Origin of the sequence: Roseomonas aerilata DSM 19363 (assembly GCF_000711725.1) — a bacterium.
Classification (GTDB): Bacteria; Pseudomonadota; Alphaproteobacteria; order Acetobacterales; family Acetobacteraceae; genus Roseomonas; species Roseomonas aerilata.
The window spans coordinates 1-13,832 of the sequence record NZ_JONP01000015.1 but is presented as its reverse complement, the minus strand read 5'-3'; the positions used below and the strand labels follow the sequence as shown (position 1 = coordinate 13,832).

General features: G+C 70.4%; 11 protein-coding genes. 8 read left to right on the top strand and 3 right to left on the bottom strand.

Annotation, left to right across the window (positions count from 1 at the left end; genetic code table 11):
* The first annotated feature begins 6 nt into the window (after nucleotides 1–6).
* The 4 genes from BO39_RS17415 (at nucleotide 7) to BO39_RS17400 (ending at nucleotide 3,816) form a co-directional block, all read left to right on the top strand.
* On the top strand, nucleotides 7–1,272 hold the full coding sequence (locus tag BO39_RS17415; protein ID WP_052402243.1) for an MFS transporter: 1,266 nt from the start codon (nucleotides 7–9) through the stop codon (nucleotides 1,270–1,272).
* On the top strand, nucleotides 1,272–2,249 hold the full coding sequence (locus BO39_RS17410) for a Gfo/Idh/MocA family protein (RefSeq protein ID WP_043835757.1): 978 nt from the start codon (nucleotides 1,272–1,274) through the stop codon (nucleotides 2,247–2,249). The genes BO39_RS17415 and BO39_RS17410 overlap by 1 nt, the downstream gene beginning before the upstream one ends.
* A gap of 99 nt (nucleotides 2,250–2,348) precedes the next feature.
* A complete protein-coding gene (locus BO39_RS17405) occupies nucleotides 2,349–2,699 on the top strand; it encodes a RidA family protein (protein WP_043835755.1) in 351 nt (116 codons plus the stop codon).
* A gap of 283 nt (nucleotides 2,700–2,982) precedes the next feature.
* Nucleotides 2,983–3,816 carry a CHAP domain-containing protein gene (locus BO39_RS17400; RefSeq protein ID WP_245615236.1) on the top strand — a complete coding sequence of 278 codons (834 nt, stop codon included), beginning with the start codon at nucleotides 2,983–2,985 and terminating at the stop codon, nucleotides 3,814–3,816.
* Between the two features lie 207 nt (nucleotides 3,817–4,023).
* Here the strand turns inward: BO39_RS17400 and BO39_RS17395 are convergent, their stop codons facing one another.
* The 3 genes from BO39_RS17395 to BO39_RS17385 all read right to left on the bottom strand — a co-directional run bounded on the left by BO39_RS17395 (nucleotide 4,024) and on the right by BO39_RS17385 (nucleotide 7,535).
* Nucleotides 4,024–5,394 (bottom strand): PleD family two-component system response regulator, encoded by a 1,371-nt coding sequence (locus BO39_RS17395; protein WP_043835753.1) that lies wholly within the window; start codon nucleotides 5,392–5,394, stop codon nucleotides 4,024–4,026.
* A 300-nt stretch (nucleotides 5,395–5,694) separates the two neighbouring features.
* Nucleotides 5,695–6,336 carry a VOC family protein gene (locus BO39_RS17390; protein ID WP_043835751.1) on the bottom strand — a complete coding sequence of 214 codons (642 nt, stop codon included), beginning with the start codon at nucleotides 6,334–6,336 and terminating at the stop codon, nucleotides 5,695–5,697.
* Nucleotides 6,337–6,350: 14 nt separating this feature from the next.
* Entirely contained in the window at nucleotides 6,351–7,535 is a 1,185-nt protein-coding gene (locus BO39_RS17385) for a pyridoxal-phosphate-dependent aminotransferase family protein (RefSeq protein ID WP_043835749.1), read from the bottom strand.
* Between the two features lie 134 nt (nucleotides 7,536–7,669).
* Between BO39_RS17385 and atzD the strand changes: the two genes are divergently transcribed.
* The 4 genes from atzD to BO39_RS17365 form a co-directional block, all read left to right on the top strand.
* On the top strand, nucleotides 7,670–8,773 hold the full coding sequence (gene atzD / locus BO39_RS17380; protein WP_043835924.1) for a cyanuric acid amidohydrolase: 1,104 nt from the start codon (nucleotides 7,670–7,672) through the stop codon (nucleotides 8,771–8,773).
* An 87-nt stretch (nucleotides 8,774–8,860) separates the two neighbouring features.
* A complete protein-coding gene (locus tag BO39_RS17375) occupies nucleotides 8,861–11,779 on the top strand; it encodes an FAD-binding and (Fe-S)-binding domain-containing protein (RefSeq protein ID WP_052402242.1) in 2,919 nt (972 codons plus the stop codon).
* A 275-nt stretch (nucleotides 11,780–12,054) separates the two neighbouring features.
* On the top strand, nucleotides 12,055–12,810 hold the full coding sequence (locus tag BO39_RS17370; protein WP_052402241.1) for an OmpA family protein: 756 nt from the start codon (nucleotides 12,055–12,057) through the stop codon (nucleotides 12,808–12,810).
* Between the two features lie 156 nt (nucleotides 12,811–12,966).
* Nucleotides 12,967–13,832: outer membrane protein (locus BO39_RS17365; protein ID WP_043835746.1), on the top strand; the 866-nt coding region annotated here is incomplete at its 3' end.

Sequence of the window (13,832 nt, the reverse complement as noted above, 5' to 3'; positions counted from 1 at the left end):
GGCGCCTTGCCCTCCCCCTTCGCCCGCATCGTCGCGGGGCCCCTCTTCCGCGCCCTCGGCTACCGCGACTCGCGGATCTTCTTCGGGGCCAGCCTCGGTGCCTGGACCGGGCTCTGGATGCACCGGATCGGCGTCGCCTGGCTCGCCTGGGAGCTCTCCCGCAGCGCCGCCTGGGTCGGGCTGATTGCCTTCGCCGACCTGGCGCCGGCGGTGCTGGTCAGCCCCGTGGCCGGCGCGCTGGCAGACCGGGTGGACCGGGTGCGGCTCACCATGGCTTCCCAGGCGGTGATCGCCGTCGAGGCGCTGACGGTCGCCTCCCTTACCGCCACAGGCCACATCACCGTCGGCCTGCTTTTCGCGCTCGAGATGGCCAGCGGCAGCGCTGCCTCCTTCGCGCAGCCGGCGCGGCAGACGCTGATCCCCGCCCTTGTCCCGCGCGAGGACCTGCCGGCGGCCGTCGCGGCGAACAGCCTGCTCTTCAACGTGGCGCGCTTCATCGGCCCGGGGATAGCGGGCGCGGTGATCGCCGCCTGGGGCGTGGCGCCGGCTATCCTCTGCAACGCGATCGGACAGATCTTCGCCAGCCTCTCCATGCCCTGGCTGCGGATCGACCCTGAGCAGCGGCGCGGCCATCCCGTCACCAGTTCCCTCCTGGCGGAGACGCTGGAGGGGTTCCGCTACGTCGCGCGCCACCCGGGGCTCGGGCCGATCATCGCCTTCTCCGCCGCGACGTCGGTCCTGCTGCGCGGCGTGCAGGAGATTCTGCCGCCCTACGTCGAGCGGCTCTTCGGGCGGGGTGCCGAGTCGCTAGCGGCGCTGACGGCCTGCTTCGCGGTCGGGGCGCTGGTCTCCGGTCTGGTCGTCGCGTCGCGCGGGCGGCTGGGGGGCACGACGCGGATCGCCGTCCTCGCCATCGCGGCCCAGGCCGTGGCGACCGTGGGCTTCGTTGCGACCGGTTCATTTCCCGTCGCCATGCTCTGCGCGGCACTGATTGGCGCCTCGGCCTCGGCGCACGGGATTTCCGTGCAGGTGCTGGCGCAGACGGCAGCCTCGCCGGCGCTGCGCGGGCGGATCATGTCGCTCTGGGCGCTCGTCAGCCGCGCTTGCCCGGCGCTCGGGGCGCTCGCCCTCGGCTCGGCGGGGGAGGCGCTGGGGCTCCGCCTTCCCACCGTCGCGGCCGCCCTCGGCGCCGTGGCGATCTTTGCCTGGGGCCTGTCCCGCCTGCCCCGGATCGCGCGACAACTGGAGCGACCGAAGGAGGAGACGACCTGATGCTCGACGCCGCGATCGTGGGGATGGGGCGCTGGGGGCAGACCCTGGTGAACAGCGTGCAGGGCCGCAATGGTGCAGGCATTCGCTTCGTGGCTGGCGCCACGCGCACGCCGGAGAAGGCCGTGGCCTGGGCGGCGGAGAAGGGCATCGAAATCCTGCCCGACCTCGAGGCCGTGCTGGCCGACCCGCGCGTAAAGGCCGTCGTACTGGCGACGCCCCACCAGCAGCACGCGGAGGGCGTGATCGCCGCCGCGCGGGCGGGCCGGCACGTCTTCATCGAGAAGCCCTTCACGCTGTCGAAGGCGAGCGCAGAGGCGGCGGTCGCGGCGTGCCGGGAAGCCGGCGTGGTGCTCGCCCTTGGCCATAACCGCCGCTTCCTGCCGGCGGTCGCGGAGATGAAGCGGATCCTGGCCGAGGGCGCGCTCGGCACGCTGATGCATGTGGAGGGGCAGATCAGCGGCGCGATGGCGGAGGGCTGGAAGCCCGGGATGTGGCGCGCCGACCCGCATGAGAGCCCGCTGGGCGGCATGGGCGCCATGGGCATCCACATGATCGACATGCTCATCAACCTCGCCGGCCCTATCGAGCAGGTCTCGGTGATCAGCCAGGCGAGGGTCCTGACCAACGGGCTCGACGACACGACAGCCATGCTCTGCCGCTTCCGGGCTGGGCCGACGGGCCTGTTCGCGACCCTTGCCTCGGCACCGCGCGTCTGGCGCATCGGCCTCTTCGGCAGCCAGGGGCGGCTGGAGCAGCGCGATCCGGAGACGCTCGTCTTCCACCCGCGGGAGGGCGAGGGATGGGAGCGGCGCTTCGAGCCGGCGGACATCGAGCGCGCCGAACTGGAAGCCTTCGCCGGCGCCGTGGAGGGCGGCCCCGCCTATCCGCTGCCGCTGGAGGAGGCCATCCACGGCGTGAGCGTCTTCGAGACCATGATCCACGCGAACGCCGCCGGCGGGCCCGTCCTGGTGGCCTGAACGGGGTCCTCCCGCACTCGCGCGGGGCCGGCGCCTTGCAGCGCCCCCGTCCCGCGCCCTAGAAGCCCCGCGCCATTCCGGCCTCGGAGTTTCCACGACATGAGCGCGATCCTTCGCAAGGGCAACGGCCCGGTCCTCTCGACCTCGGTCGAGTACCACGGCTTCGTCTATCTCGCCGGCATCACCGCCGACGACCTCTCCCAGGATGTGTCCGGGCAGACCCAGCAGATCCTCAACAAGATCGATGCCGCCCTGGAGGAGCACGGGACGGACAAGACCCGCCTTCTGCAGGCCCAGGTCTGGCTGAAGGACATCCGTGACCGCGACGCGCTGAACAAGCTCTGGACCGCCTGGCTGCCCCAGGGCGGCGCCCCGGTCCGCGCCTGCGTGGAGGCCAACATGGCCGACCCGCGCCACCTCGTGGAGATTATGGTCACCGCCTGCCGCTGACCTCGACAGGGCGGGGCGGACCCACCGCCGCCCCGTCCACTTCGCTGCTCGGAGCACCCACGACACCCATCTGATTCGTCGTCGGAACGTATGTGGCCTTCCTGCAGCAACAGTGTGTCTCTCACCCGATTGAGAGCGTATTCAGAAGAATTAATTCCTCAACTTTGAACGGCAGTGGTGCTTTATCAAGCAAATCAAGGCTTGTTGCGCCCTGCAATAAACTCCGTCGTTGCTGTCTTTTGCGGCAAGCCAGTAACACCGCCGTGACAGCGCCAGCCAAGGCGTGACCGGCGAAACGCCGGTGGGGGCGAAGGACATCGCGTTGGGGGTTTTCATGCAGGCAAAGAATGCTGCAGCGATTTTCGCGGTTTGCGGACTGGTTTTCGCACCGCAGCTCAGCTCCTCGGCCGCTGCCTCACCGAGCCGGAGTGGAACGAAGCAGGTCTCTGCCTCCCGCCAGGCTGCCGATGCCGGCCGCGATATTTCCGCCGCGAGCCCCCTCCGCAGCGCCGGCGCCAAAGCTCCAGGCCGTCGCAGCGACGAGCGCGAAGCCCCCGGCATTTACGCCACCCCCGCTTACGAGTTCCGGGGCAGCCTCTCTTGCGTTCCCTATGCTCGGATGGTGACGGGCATCGAGGTGACAGGGAACGGCGGAACCTGGTGGCACAACGCCGCCGGCCTCTACCAGCGCGGGCAGAGGCCCGAAGCCGGTGCTGTCCTCGTCTTCCGCGCCTCCGGCGGCATGCGTTCCGGCCACGTGGCTGTTGTTGAGCGTCAGGTTTCGGCCCGCGAGATCACAGTCCACCACGCGAACTGGGAAGGCCCGGGCATCCGCAAGGGCACCGTTACGCGCAACATCGCCGTGATCGATGTCTCGCCCGCTAATGACTGGACCGAGGTGCGCGTGCAGGTCGGCCGTGAGCCCGGCACCTTCGGCCGCGAGTACCCGACCTACGGCTTCATCTTCAACCGCCCCGAGCCTGGCGCCATGCCGCGCGGGCCGATCATGGTGCGCGGGCGGGACATGCAGGAAGTGGCGGAGGCGCCGGCTCCGAGCGCTCACCTGCGCTTCATCAATACCTCGCTTGGCGGCCTGGGGATCGAAGGGGCCCGCTGAGCGGGCTTCGCTTCTCCGCATACCGGCGCCCGGCACGGTTGCTGCGCCTGGGCCGGCCGGCTGCTGCTGTGAGGGGCAGTTTTCTCACCGGTGGCCATCCTGTGCACGACCGCCCCGGGCCACCAGGTCAAGAGGCACCAGCCGCGCCATAGTCCCGGCAAATAGAAGCCGGTGGGCCGAAGGCACAGCCTCTCGCGCCGCCCGCAATCAGGCCGGGCGCCGCTCCCAATCCCTCGGTCCCGCCAGTTCCACGCGGTTCCTGCCCTTGGCCTTCGCTCGGTAGAGGGCGACATCCGCGGCGGCCGCCAGGGTCTCCACCGTGCATTCCGGCATGGCGACGGCCACGCCGATGCTGATGCTGACGTCGAGCGAGCGATCGCCCACCCGGATCGGTACGTCGCAGATTGAGAGGCGGAGGCGCTCCGCCACGAGCCCGGCATCGTCGGGCGGCTGGTGCGCCATGGCGACGACGAACTCCTCGCCTCCGAAGCGGGCCACCACGTCCACGGCGCGCAGGTGCATGCGCAGGCGGTCGGCAACCTCCTTCAGCACCGCGTCGCCCGCGACATGGCCGTAGGTGTCGTTCACGGTCTTGAAGCGGTCCACGTCGATGAGCAGCAACGTGGCACCGCTGGCGCGGAGCAGGCCCTCAAGGTGGCGGGTGACGTAGCGGCGGTTGCGCAGCCCGGTGAGACTGTCCGTTACCGCCAGCTCCAGGCTGCGCTGAAGGTCGCCGCGCAGGCGTTCCTGGTAGCGCCTGCGACGGATCTGGTTGCGGGCGCGGGCGCGCAGTTCGTTCGCGTCCACCGGGCGCAGCACGTGGTCGTTCGCGCCAATATCGAAGCCACGCAGCACCTGGTGGCGCTGATCGGTGTCGGCGATGAGCAGCACGGGCACCTCTCGCATCGAGCTCTGGGCCCGCATGCGGGAGGCCAGGCGCAGCCCCTCCCCGTCGTTCAGCCAGAGGCTGAGCACCGCGAGGTCGAACTCCTCCTGCAGGAGGCAGTCCCAGGCGGCGTTCACATCGGGCGCGCGCGTCACGACGATGCCATCCTGCGCGAGGATGCTCGAGAGCGTCATGGCCTCCGCCTCGTCCTCGGTCGCCAGGAGCGCGTGCGCGCCGGCCACACTGCGCGAGGGGTCGGGCAGCGGCTCGAAGCCGAGGTCCTTCGCGGTTTCCGCGCGCAGGCGGAAGGCGTCCAGCACCTGCTTGGTGCGCAACAGGGCACGCAAGCGGGCGAAGAGAGTCGCGTGGTCCACGGGCTTCGAGAGAAAGTCGTCGGCCCCGGCCTCCAGGCCGCGCACGCGCTCGGCCTGATCGACCAGGGCCGTGATCATCACCACGGGGATGTAGGAGGTGAGCGGCGAAGCCTTGAGGTGACGGCAGACCTCGTAGCCGTCCATGCCGGGCATCATGACGTCGAGCAGGATGACGTCGGGAGACCAGGAATGGGCGAGCCGCAGCGCCTCCGGGCCGGAGTTGGCCAGGGCGACCTCATAGTACTCGGCGTTGAGGCGCGCCTCGAGAAGCTTCAGGTTGGCGGCGATGTCGTCCACCACCAGCACACGGGCGGTCATGCCAGCCTATCCTGCTGCCTCTATGGCCTGCTTGCTCACCATGCCTGATGAACGGGCCAGGCAGACCGGGCTTTCCTGCAGGTCTCTGTAGAGCGGCATTTCATAGCTGAATGGCGAATCCCGACAAGCCCGGCCTGGGCTGGTGCAGCCTCCGCCTCCCGCGCGAGGTGCGCAAGGCATACGGCTGCGCAAACCCTTGGCGGGGATCCGGGCCGCCCACCTCGCCCGGACGCGACCGCTATCCCACGCAACCCGATGGTGTGAACAGGGGAAAAATAGTCCCGTGCGCGTCCCGGCCGATCACGTCGAAGCAAGGCTGCGCGGACGGCCGTCGGGTCCGGAGAGGGTGATCGCGAGGCGGGGAACGGGTGAGTGCCCGATCCGCATGGCGTGCGAGAGCCCGCGCTGGGCGAGCGCGGCGGCGAGGAGGTCCGGCTCCGGGTGCCCGCCCTCCAGGCCGAGGAGCCGGCAGCCGCTCGCCGGCAGGGAGGGCGGCCGCGCCGGTTCCGCCCACTCTATCATCGACGGAAGCAGCCCGCCGAAATCCGCGCCCGCCGGCGGGGAGGCGAAGCGCCAGCTCAACCCGACGCGCGACATCGGCCGCACGGGGCCCAGGTCACGGTGGCCGAGGCGGGCCGCGAGAGCGTCCAACTCCTCCGTCCGCGCCACCCAGGCGATGAGCGCGGGTCGGGCGGCGAGGCGGCGGAGAAGGCGCGCGTCGTCCAGCCCGAAAAGCCTCGGCAGCGCGGGCTCGGGCTGGGCGGGATCGGGTGAGATCACCTCGAGATAGGCCCCCTCCCCCAGGCCGAGGAGGAGGTTGTGGGTGCCCGCGCCCTCATGCACGCCGCCGGGTCCCGCCCGGACGCCGAGCAACGCCTCGACGAACTCGGCGCCCTGATCGAGGTTCGCGGCGCCGATGACGACGTGGTCGAGGCTGGCCATCGGCGCCGCGCGTCTCAGGCGTTGCCCGCGAGGTAGTCCATGGCCGCCTTCACCCCGCCATCCTCGTGCGGAACGCCCGCGACGCGCAGTCCCATCTCGACCCCGCCGAGCGTGCCGAGGAGCGAGAGGTCGTTGAAGGCGCCGAGATGGCCGATGCGGAAGACCCGGTCGTTCAGCCGGCCAAGGCCGTTGCCGAGCGACATGTCGAAGCGCTCGAGGATCGTCGCCCGCAGCGCATTGGCCGAGTGGCCTTCCGGCATGCGAACGGCCGTCAGCACGGGGGAGAAGTGCCGGGGCTCAGCGCACTGCACCTCGAGGCCCCAGGCGCGCACGGCGCGGCGCGTGGCTTCCGCGTGGCGCTCGTGGCGCGCGTAGACGTTGGGCAGGCCCTCCTCGGCCAGCATGTCCAGGGCGGTGTCCAGCGCGTAGAGCATGTTCGTCGCAGGCGTGTAGGGAAAGTAGCCCGTCGCGTTGGACGCGATCATTGGCTTCCAGTCCCAGAAGCTACGCGGAAGCTTCGCCGTCTCGCTCGCCTTCAGCGCCTTCTCCGACACCGCGTTGAAGGAGAGGCCGGGCGGCAGCATGAGGCCCTTCTGGCTGCCGGAGACGGTGACATCCACGCCCCACTCGTCGTGCTTGTACTCGACCGAACCGAGGGAGGAGATCGTGTCCACCAGCAGCAGCGCCGGGTGGCCGGCGGCGTCCATCGCGCGGCGCACCTCATCCACGCGGGAGGTGCAGCCGGTGCTCGTCTCGTTGTGGACGACGCAGACCGCCTTGATCTCGTGCGCCTTGTCGGTGCGAAGCGCCTCCTCGATGGCCGGCACGTCGGCGGCGCGGCGCCAGTCGGTCTCGATCAGGCGCGGCTTGAGCGACAGGCGCTCCGCCATCTCCTGCCAGAGATGGGCGAACCAGCCGGTCTCGCACATCAGCACGGTGTCGCCGGGGGAGAGGGTGTTCACCAGCGCCGCTTCCCAGGCGCCCGTGCCGGAGGCGGGGTAGATCACCACCGGCCCCTGGGTTCCGAAGACCGGCTGCACCTTCTCCAGCACCCGCTTGCCGAGAATGCCGAAATCGGGGCCGCGGTGGTCCATGGTCGGGTTGTCGAGGGCGCGGAGCACGCGGTCCGGCACGTTGGTCGGCCCGGGGATCTGCAGGAAGTGGCGCCCGTTCTCGGGTCGGGTGGTGAAATAAGCCATGGGGCGTCCTCCGCTCTGGCGCCGGTCTAGCTCCCCGCCCCCCGTGACGCCAATGAGTTCGGCACCTGTGATTGATGAGGATTATGGATGCCGGGGCCTTTCCCTCGGCCAGGGTTGCGGTAAGCCTTCCCGCCATGACCCGCCGCGCCGCCCTGCACCGCGTCTCCATGGCCCATCCGGGCGACGGCTCCGCCATCGAAGCCCTGATCGATGCCGGCGGGCTGGACCCGTCCACGATTGTGGCGATCCTCGGCAAGACCGAGGGCAATGGCTGCGTGAACGACTTCACCCGCGCCTATGCCGTGGCGGAGCTGGGCACGATGCTAGCGGGGCGCCTGGGCACCACGCGCGCGGCGGTGCTGGAGCGGGTGGCCATGGTGATGTCCGGGGGAACGGAGGGCGGGCTTTCCCCGCATTTCCTCGTGCTGACGGTCTCCGAAACCGACGAAGCGCCAAAGGGCGCGCTGGCCATCGGCACCGCCTTCACGCCGGAATTCCGGCCCGAGGAGATCGGCCGCATGCCCCAGGTGGAGGCCACCGCCGCCGCCGTGCGGGAGGCGATGCGCGCGGCCGGGCTCTCTCGCCCCTCGGAAGTGCATTTCGTGCAGGTGAAGTGCCCGCTTCTGACCACCGCCCGCGTGGCCGAGGCCGCCGCGCGCGGGCGGGATGTCGCGACAGCCGATACCTATGAGTCGATGGGCCTGTCCCGCGGCGCCTCTGCCCTCGGCGTCGCCCTGGCGCTTGAGGAGATGCCCCATGCCGTCCTTTCGGACGCGGTGATCGGGCAGGACTTCTCCCTCTGGTCCCGCCGCGCCAGCGCCTCGGCCGGGGTGGAGCTGACGCGGAACGAGGTGATCGTCTTCGGCGTCAGCCCCGACTGGGCGGGGGACCTGACCATCGCCCACGATGTGATGCGCGACGGTATCGACCTGCCGGCAGTGCAGCGGGCGCTGGCCGGCGCCGGGCTGGATACCGGCGGCGGGCAACTCGACGCTGCCCAGGCCGACCGGCTGGTCGCCCTGCTGGTCAAGGCCGAGCCCTCTTCCACTGGCACGATCCGCGGCCGACGCCACATCATGTGGGACGACAGCGACATCAACGCGACCCGCCACGCGCGGGCGCTCGTCGGCGGGGTGGTCGCGGCCGCCGTGGGGCGGACGGACCTCTTCGTCTCCGGCGGCGCCGAGCACCAGGGGCCGGATGGCGGCGGGCCCGTCGCGGTCATCGCGCGCCGCTGATGAGTTCGGCGCATCCTATTGATGAGGATTATGGATGCGACGGCGTGACCTGCCTCGGCTAGGTTCGCCCGCGCAGGAGACGTCCGAATGAACGCCATCACCCGCTCGCGCATCGCCCCCGGCGACAGTCGCCTCGCTGCCCGCCTGAAGCGGGAGACGGGCGGCGAAGTGCTCTTCGGCGCCGGCGATCGCGGCCGCTACGCGACCGATGCCAGCATCTACCAGGTAGAGCCCGTCGGCGTCCTCGTGCCCCGCAGCATCGAGGACGTAGCGGCGGCTATGTCCATCTGCCGCGAGGAGGGCGTGCCCGTGCTGCCGCGTGGCGGCGGGACGAGCCAGTGCGGCCAGACGGTGAACCGCGCCCTCGTGCTCGACTGCACGCGGCACCTACGCAACGTGATCTCGGTGGACAAGGCGGCGATGCGCGCGAGCGTGCAGCCGGGCATCGCGCTCGGCGCGCTGAACGATGCCTTGAAGAAGGACAGGCTGTTCTTCCCCGTGGATCCTTCGACCTGGGCGCGCTGCACGATCGGCGGGATGACGGCCAACAACTCCTGCGGCTCGAAGTCCATCCGCTACGGGCTGATGGCGGACAACGTGCTCTCCATCGACGCCATCCTGCCGAGCGGCGAACGTTTCGCCTTCGGCGAGCTGCCGGACAATCTCGGCGAGGGCGTGCCGGGCTCGGTGGCGGAGCTGGTGAATCGGCTGCGCGCGCTCGGTGCCTCGGAGGCTGCGGAGATCGCGGCGCGCTTCCCTAAGGTGCTGCGCCGGGTGGGCGGCTACAATCTCGAGGCGCTGACGCCGGAGGCGCGAGCGAACGGCCGGGGCAACCTCGCGCGCATCCTCGTGGGCAGCGAGGGCACGCTCGCCTTCTCCGCCGGCATCGACCTGAAGCTCTGGCCGATCAAGCCGCGCAAGGCGCTCGGCATCTGCCAGTTCCCCACCTTCCGCGCGGCGATGGAGGCCTCGAAGCACCTCGTCACGCTGAACCCTGAGGCGGTGGAGCTGGTCGATCGCACGATGATCGACCTCGGCCGATCCATCGACATCTACCGCCCGACGATCGACCGCATGGTGACGGGCGAGCCGGACAGCCTGCTGATCGTCGAGTTCCACGGGCACGAGGACGCGGCGCTGGCGCGCGAGCTGCGCCGGCTGGACGAGATGATGGCCGACCTCGGCTATCCCGGCGCCGTGGTGGAGTGCATCGATCCCGGCTTCCAGGCAGCCGTTGCCGAGGTGCGCGAGGCCGGGCTGAATATCATGATGTCCATGAAGGGCGACGGGAAGCCGGTCTCCTTCATCGAGGACACGGCGGTGCAACTCGACGACCTCGCCGACTACACTGAGCGGCTGAACGAGGTCTTTGAGCGCCACGGCACCAAGGGCACCTGGTATGCCCATGCGAGCGTCGGCTGCCTGCATGTCCGCCCCGTGCTGAACATGAAGAGCGGCGAGGACGTGCGGCGGATGCGCGAGATCGCCGAGGAGTGCTTCGCCCTCGTCCGCGAGTACAAGGGAAGCCACTCCGGCGAGCACGGCGACGGCATCGTGCGCTCCGAGTTCCACGAGGAGATGTTCGGCCCACGCATCGTGCGCGCCTTTGAGGCGGTGAAGGACGCCTTCGACCCGGAGGGGCTGATGAACCCTGGCCGCGTGGTGCGCCCGGCGCGGATGGACGACCGCACGCTGTTCCGCTACCCGCCGGACTACGCGGCCGACCCCTCGGTGAAGCCCGTGCTGGACTGGTCGGCCTGGCCGGGACCGCAGGGCGGTTTCCTCGGTGCCGTCGAGATGTGCAACAACAACGGCACCTGCCGGAAGTTCGACGCGGGCGTGATGTGCCCGAGCTTCCGCGCCACACGCAACGAGCGCGACCTGACGCGCGGGCGAGCCAACACCCTGCGCCTTGCGCTCACCGGCCAGCTCGGCCCCGACGCGCTCGCCTCGGACGAGGTGGCGGAAGCGCTCTCGCTCTGCGTCTCCTGCAAGGCGTGCAAGCGCGAGTGCCCGACGGGCGTGGACATGGCGAAGATGAAGATCGAGGCGCAGCACGCGCGAGCGAAGCGCGACGGCGTCTCCGCGAAGGACCGACTGATCGCGACCCTGCCGCGCTGGGCACCGATGGCGTCCCGCCTGCCTGCTCTGGCTAACGCGCGCGAGTGGGTGCCCGGCGCGCGCGGAATCGGGGAGCGCGCGCTCGGCTTCTCGCGGGAGCGCGCGCTGCCACGCTTCTCCGGCAAGCCCTTCCGCGACATCGAGGCCGACGCGCCCGCCCCGCGCGGCGACGTCGTGCTGCTGGCGGACACCTTCAACCGCTATTTCGAGCCGGAGAACCTGCACGCCGCCCGGCGCGTGCTGCGAGCGGCCGGCTACCGCGCGGTCTCGGCACGCGCGGCCGACAGCGCGCGGCCGCTCTGCTGCGGGCGCACCTATCTTGCCGCGGGCATGGTGGACGAGGCGCGGGCGGAGGCGCGGCGCACGATGGATGCGCTCTCTGGCTCGGACCTTCCCGTGGTGGGGCTGGAACCCTCCTGCCTCCTCACGCTGCGGGACGAGTTCAAGTCGCTCCTCCCCGGCGCCCAGGCGGACCGGCTTTCCGATCGCGCGGTGCTCCTCTCGGAGTTCCTCGTGCGCGAGAAGGCGGAACTGCCGCTGAGGACGGTGGCACCGGCCGCGCATATCCACGGCCACTGCCACCAGAAGTCCTTCGGCGCGTTCCCGGACGCGGTGAAGGCGCTGCGCGCCGTGCCGGGGCTGGAGGTGAAGCCCATCACCTCTTCCTGCTGCGGCATGGCCGGGGCCTTCGGCTACGACGCGCGGCGGGTGGAGGTCTCGAAGGCGATGGGCGAGCTCTCCCTCGCCCCCGCGGTACGCGCCGCGCCGACGGAGGACCTGATCGTGGCCGACGGCACCTCGTGCCGCCACCAGATCCAGGAACTGACGGGGCGCGAGGCACTGCACAGCGCGCGTGTACTGGATCGGGCGCTACAGGAGGGATGAACGGCCTCTATTTCGCGGGTGCGGGTGGCGCGACCTGACTCCAGGATTCCGATCCGACATCGAATGCAGGTTTCGCGCTGGCCGGTGTCGCCAACGGCAGCGCCAGCTTCAACACGGGCTGTACCCTCGTTGGCAGCATCGGCTGGGGCTATGGACACGGGCTCCGCACGGAGATCGAGGGCAACTACCACCGCAACGACGTCGATCGCCTCGGCGGCTTCGGCGCCCTCCCCCGCCCGCTGACGAGCAGCGGGCACCAACGCAGCTACGGGGTGATGGGAAACGTCTTCTACGACTTCATCATCCCGGCGGTTCCGATCATCTCCTACCTCGGGGCCGGTGTCGGCTATGGCTGGACCAATTATGAGACCGTGCGGGTTCGCAGTGCAAACAACACCGGCCTCGAGATCATCGGGACGGAGCGCCGCTTCGCGTATCAGGGCATCGCGGGCATCGCCGTGCCGATGGCGGCCGCGCCCGGTCTCTCTCTGACGGCCGAGTACCGGTACTACGGCACGCTCGATCCCAGCCTGGACACGACCTATCTCTCGGCCGCGACCGGCGCGCGGCGAATCAAGACCGACGCTGAAGTGAACACGCATTCGGTCCTTCTGGACCTTCGCTACGCATCCGATCCGCCGATCGTCCCGGCGGCGGTTGCGGTTGCGATCGCCCCGGCTCCGGCCGCGGCGCCGGCGCCTGCCCGCACCTACCTCGTGTTCTTCGACTTCGACCGCGCCGACCTGACGGACCGCGCCCGCCAGATCATCGCCGAGGCCGCCCAGGCCGTGAACACGACCGGCACGACCCGCATCGAGGTGGCCGGCCACGCCGACCGCTCGGGCACCCCGCAGTACAACCAGCGCCTGTCCCAGCGCCGCGCCGAGGCCGTTGCGGCCGAGCTGTCGCGCCGTGGCATCGCCCGCAACCAGATGTCGATCCAGGCCTTCGGCGAGAGCCGTCCGCTGGTCCCGACCGCCGATGGCGTGCGCGAGCCGCAGAACCGCCGCGTGGAGATCGTCCTGCGATAGATAAGGTTGGCGAACCGCAACACTGTGTCGGTTGAGGCACAACCGCTCGTTGCGTAACGGACAGGGCTTCTACCGTAAGCTCGCGAAGGTATGATCTGGCACTCGCTTAGCGTCGTCCCTCCTGGGCGGCGCAGCAGCCATTGAAAGATCAGCCTGATGAGCCGCCTGCGTGCCATTGCCCTTGCCAGCACGATGCTGGCCCTGCCCCTTGCGGCGAGGGCCCAGCCGGTCACGGGGCTGTATGTCGGGGCCGGGGCCGGCCTGAACTACCTCCAGGGCAGCGAGGGCAACCTCACCGGCAACGCCGCGGCCGCCGCGCGCGCCGCCGGGATCTCCACTGGCATCGAGGTGGGCTGGCAGAACGGCTACGCCGTGGTCGGCTCCCTAGGCTGGGGCTTTGGGAACGGCCTGCGGACCGAAGTTGAGGGCTTCTACCGCAACAACGACTATCACGGCACCACGATCGCGGGCCTCGCGAGCCGGACCAATGGCGGCAACCTATGGCAGGCGGGCGCCATGGCGAACGCCCTCTATGACGTCGACCTCCGTCGCCTCGGCTGGGCGCAGCCCGTCTTCACCCCCTATATCGGCGTGGGCATCGGCTGGTCGCACGTGACGCAGGATGATGTGCGGAGCGACTTCCGGCCCGTCCGCTCGCAGGTCATCACCGGCAGCGGCGAGGACGACGCCTTTGCCTTTCAGGGAATCGCCGGTGCGTCCTTCCCGCTCGGCGACACCGGGCTCAGCCTGACGGCCGAGTACCGCTTCTTCGGCACGACCAAGCCGACCTTCGACGTCGCTCAGCGCCAGACGATCACCAACACGGTCACCCTGACCCGCCAGGGCCAGGAGAACTTCAACCACAGCGCGCTCCTCGGCCTGCGCTACGTGTTCAACCAGCCGCGCGCCGCTGTGCCGGCGGCGATCGCCCCGGCGCCTGCCGCGGCGCCGGCGCCTGCCCGCACCTACCTCGTGTTCTTCGACTTCGACCGCGCCGACCTGACGGACCGCGCCCGCCAGAT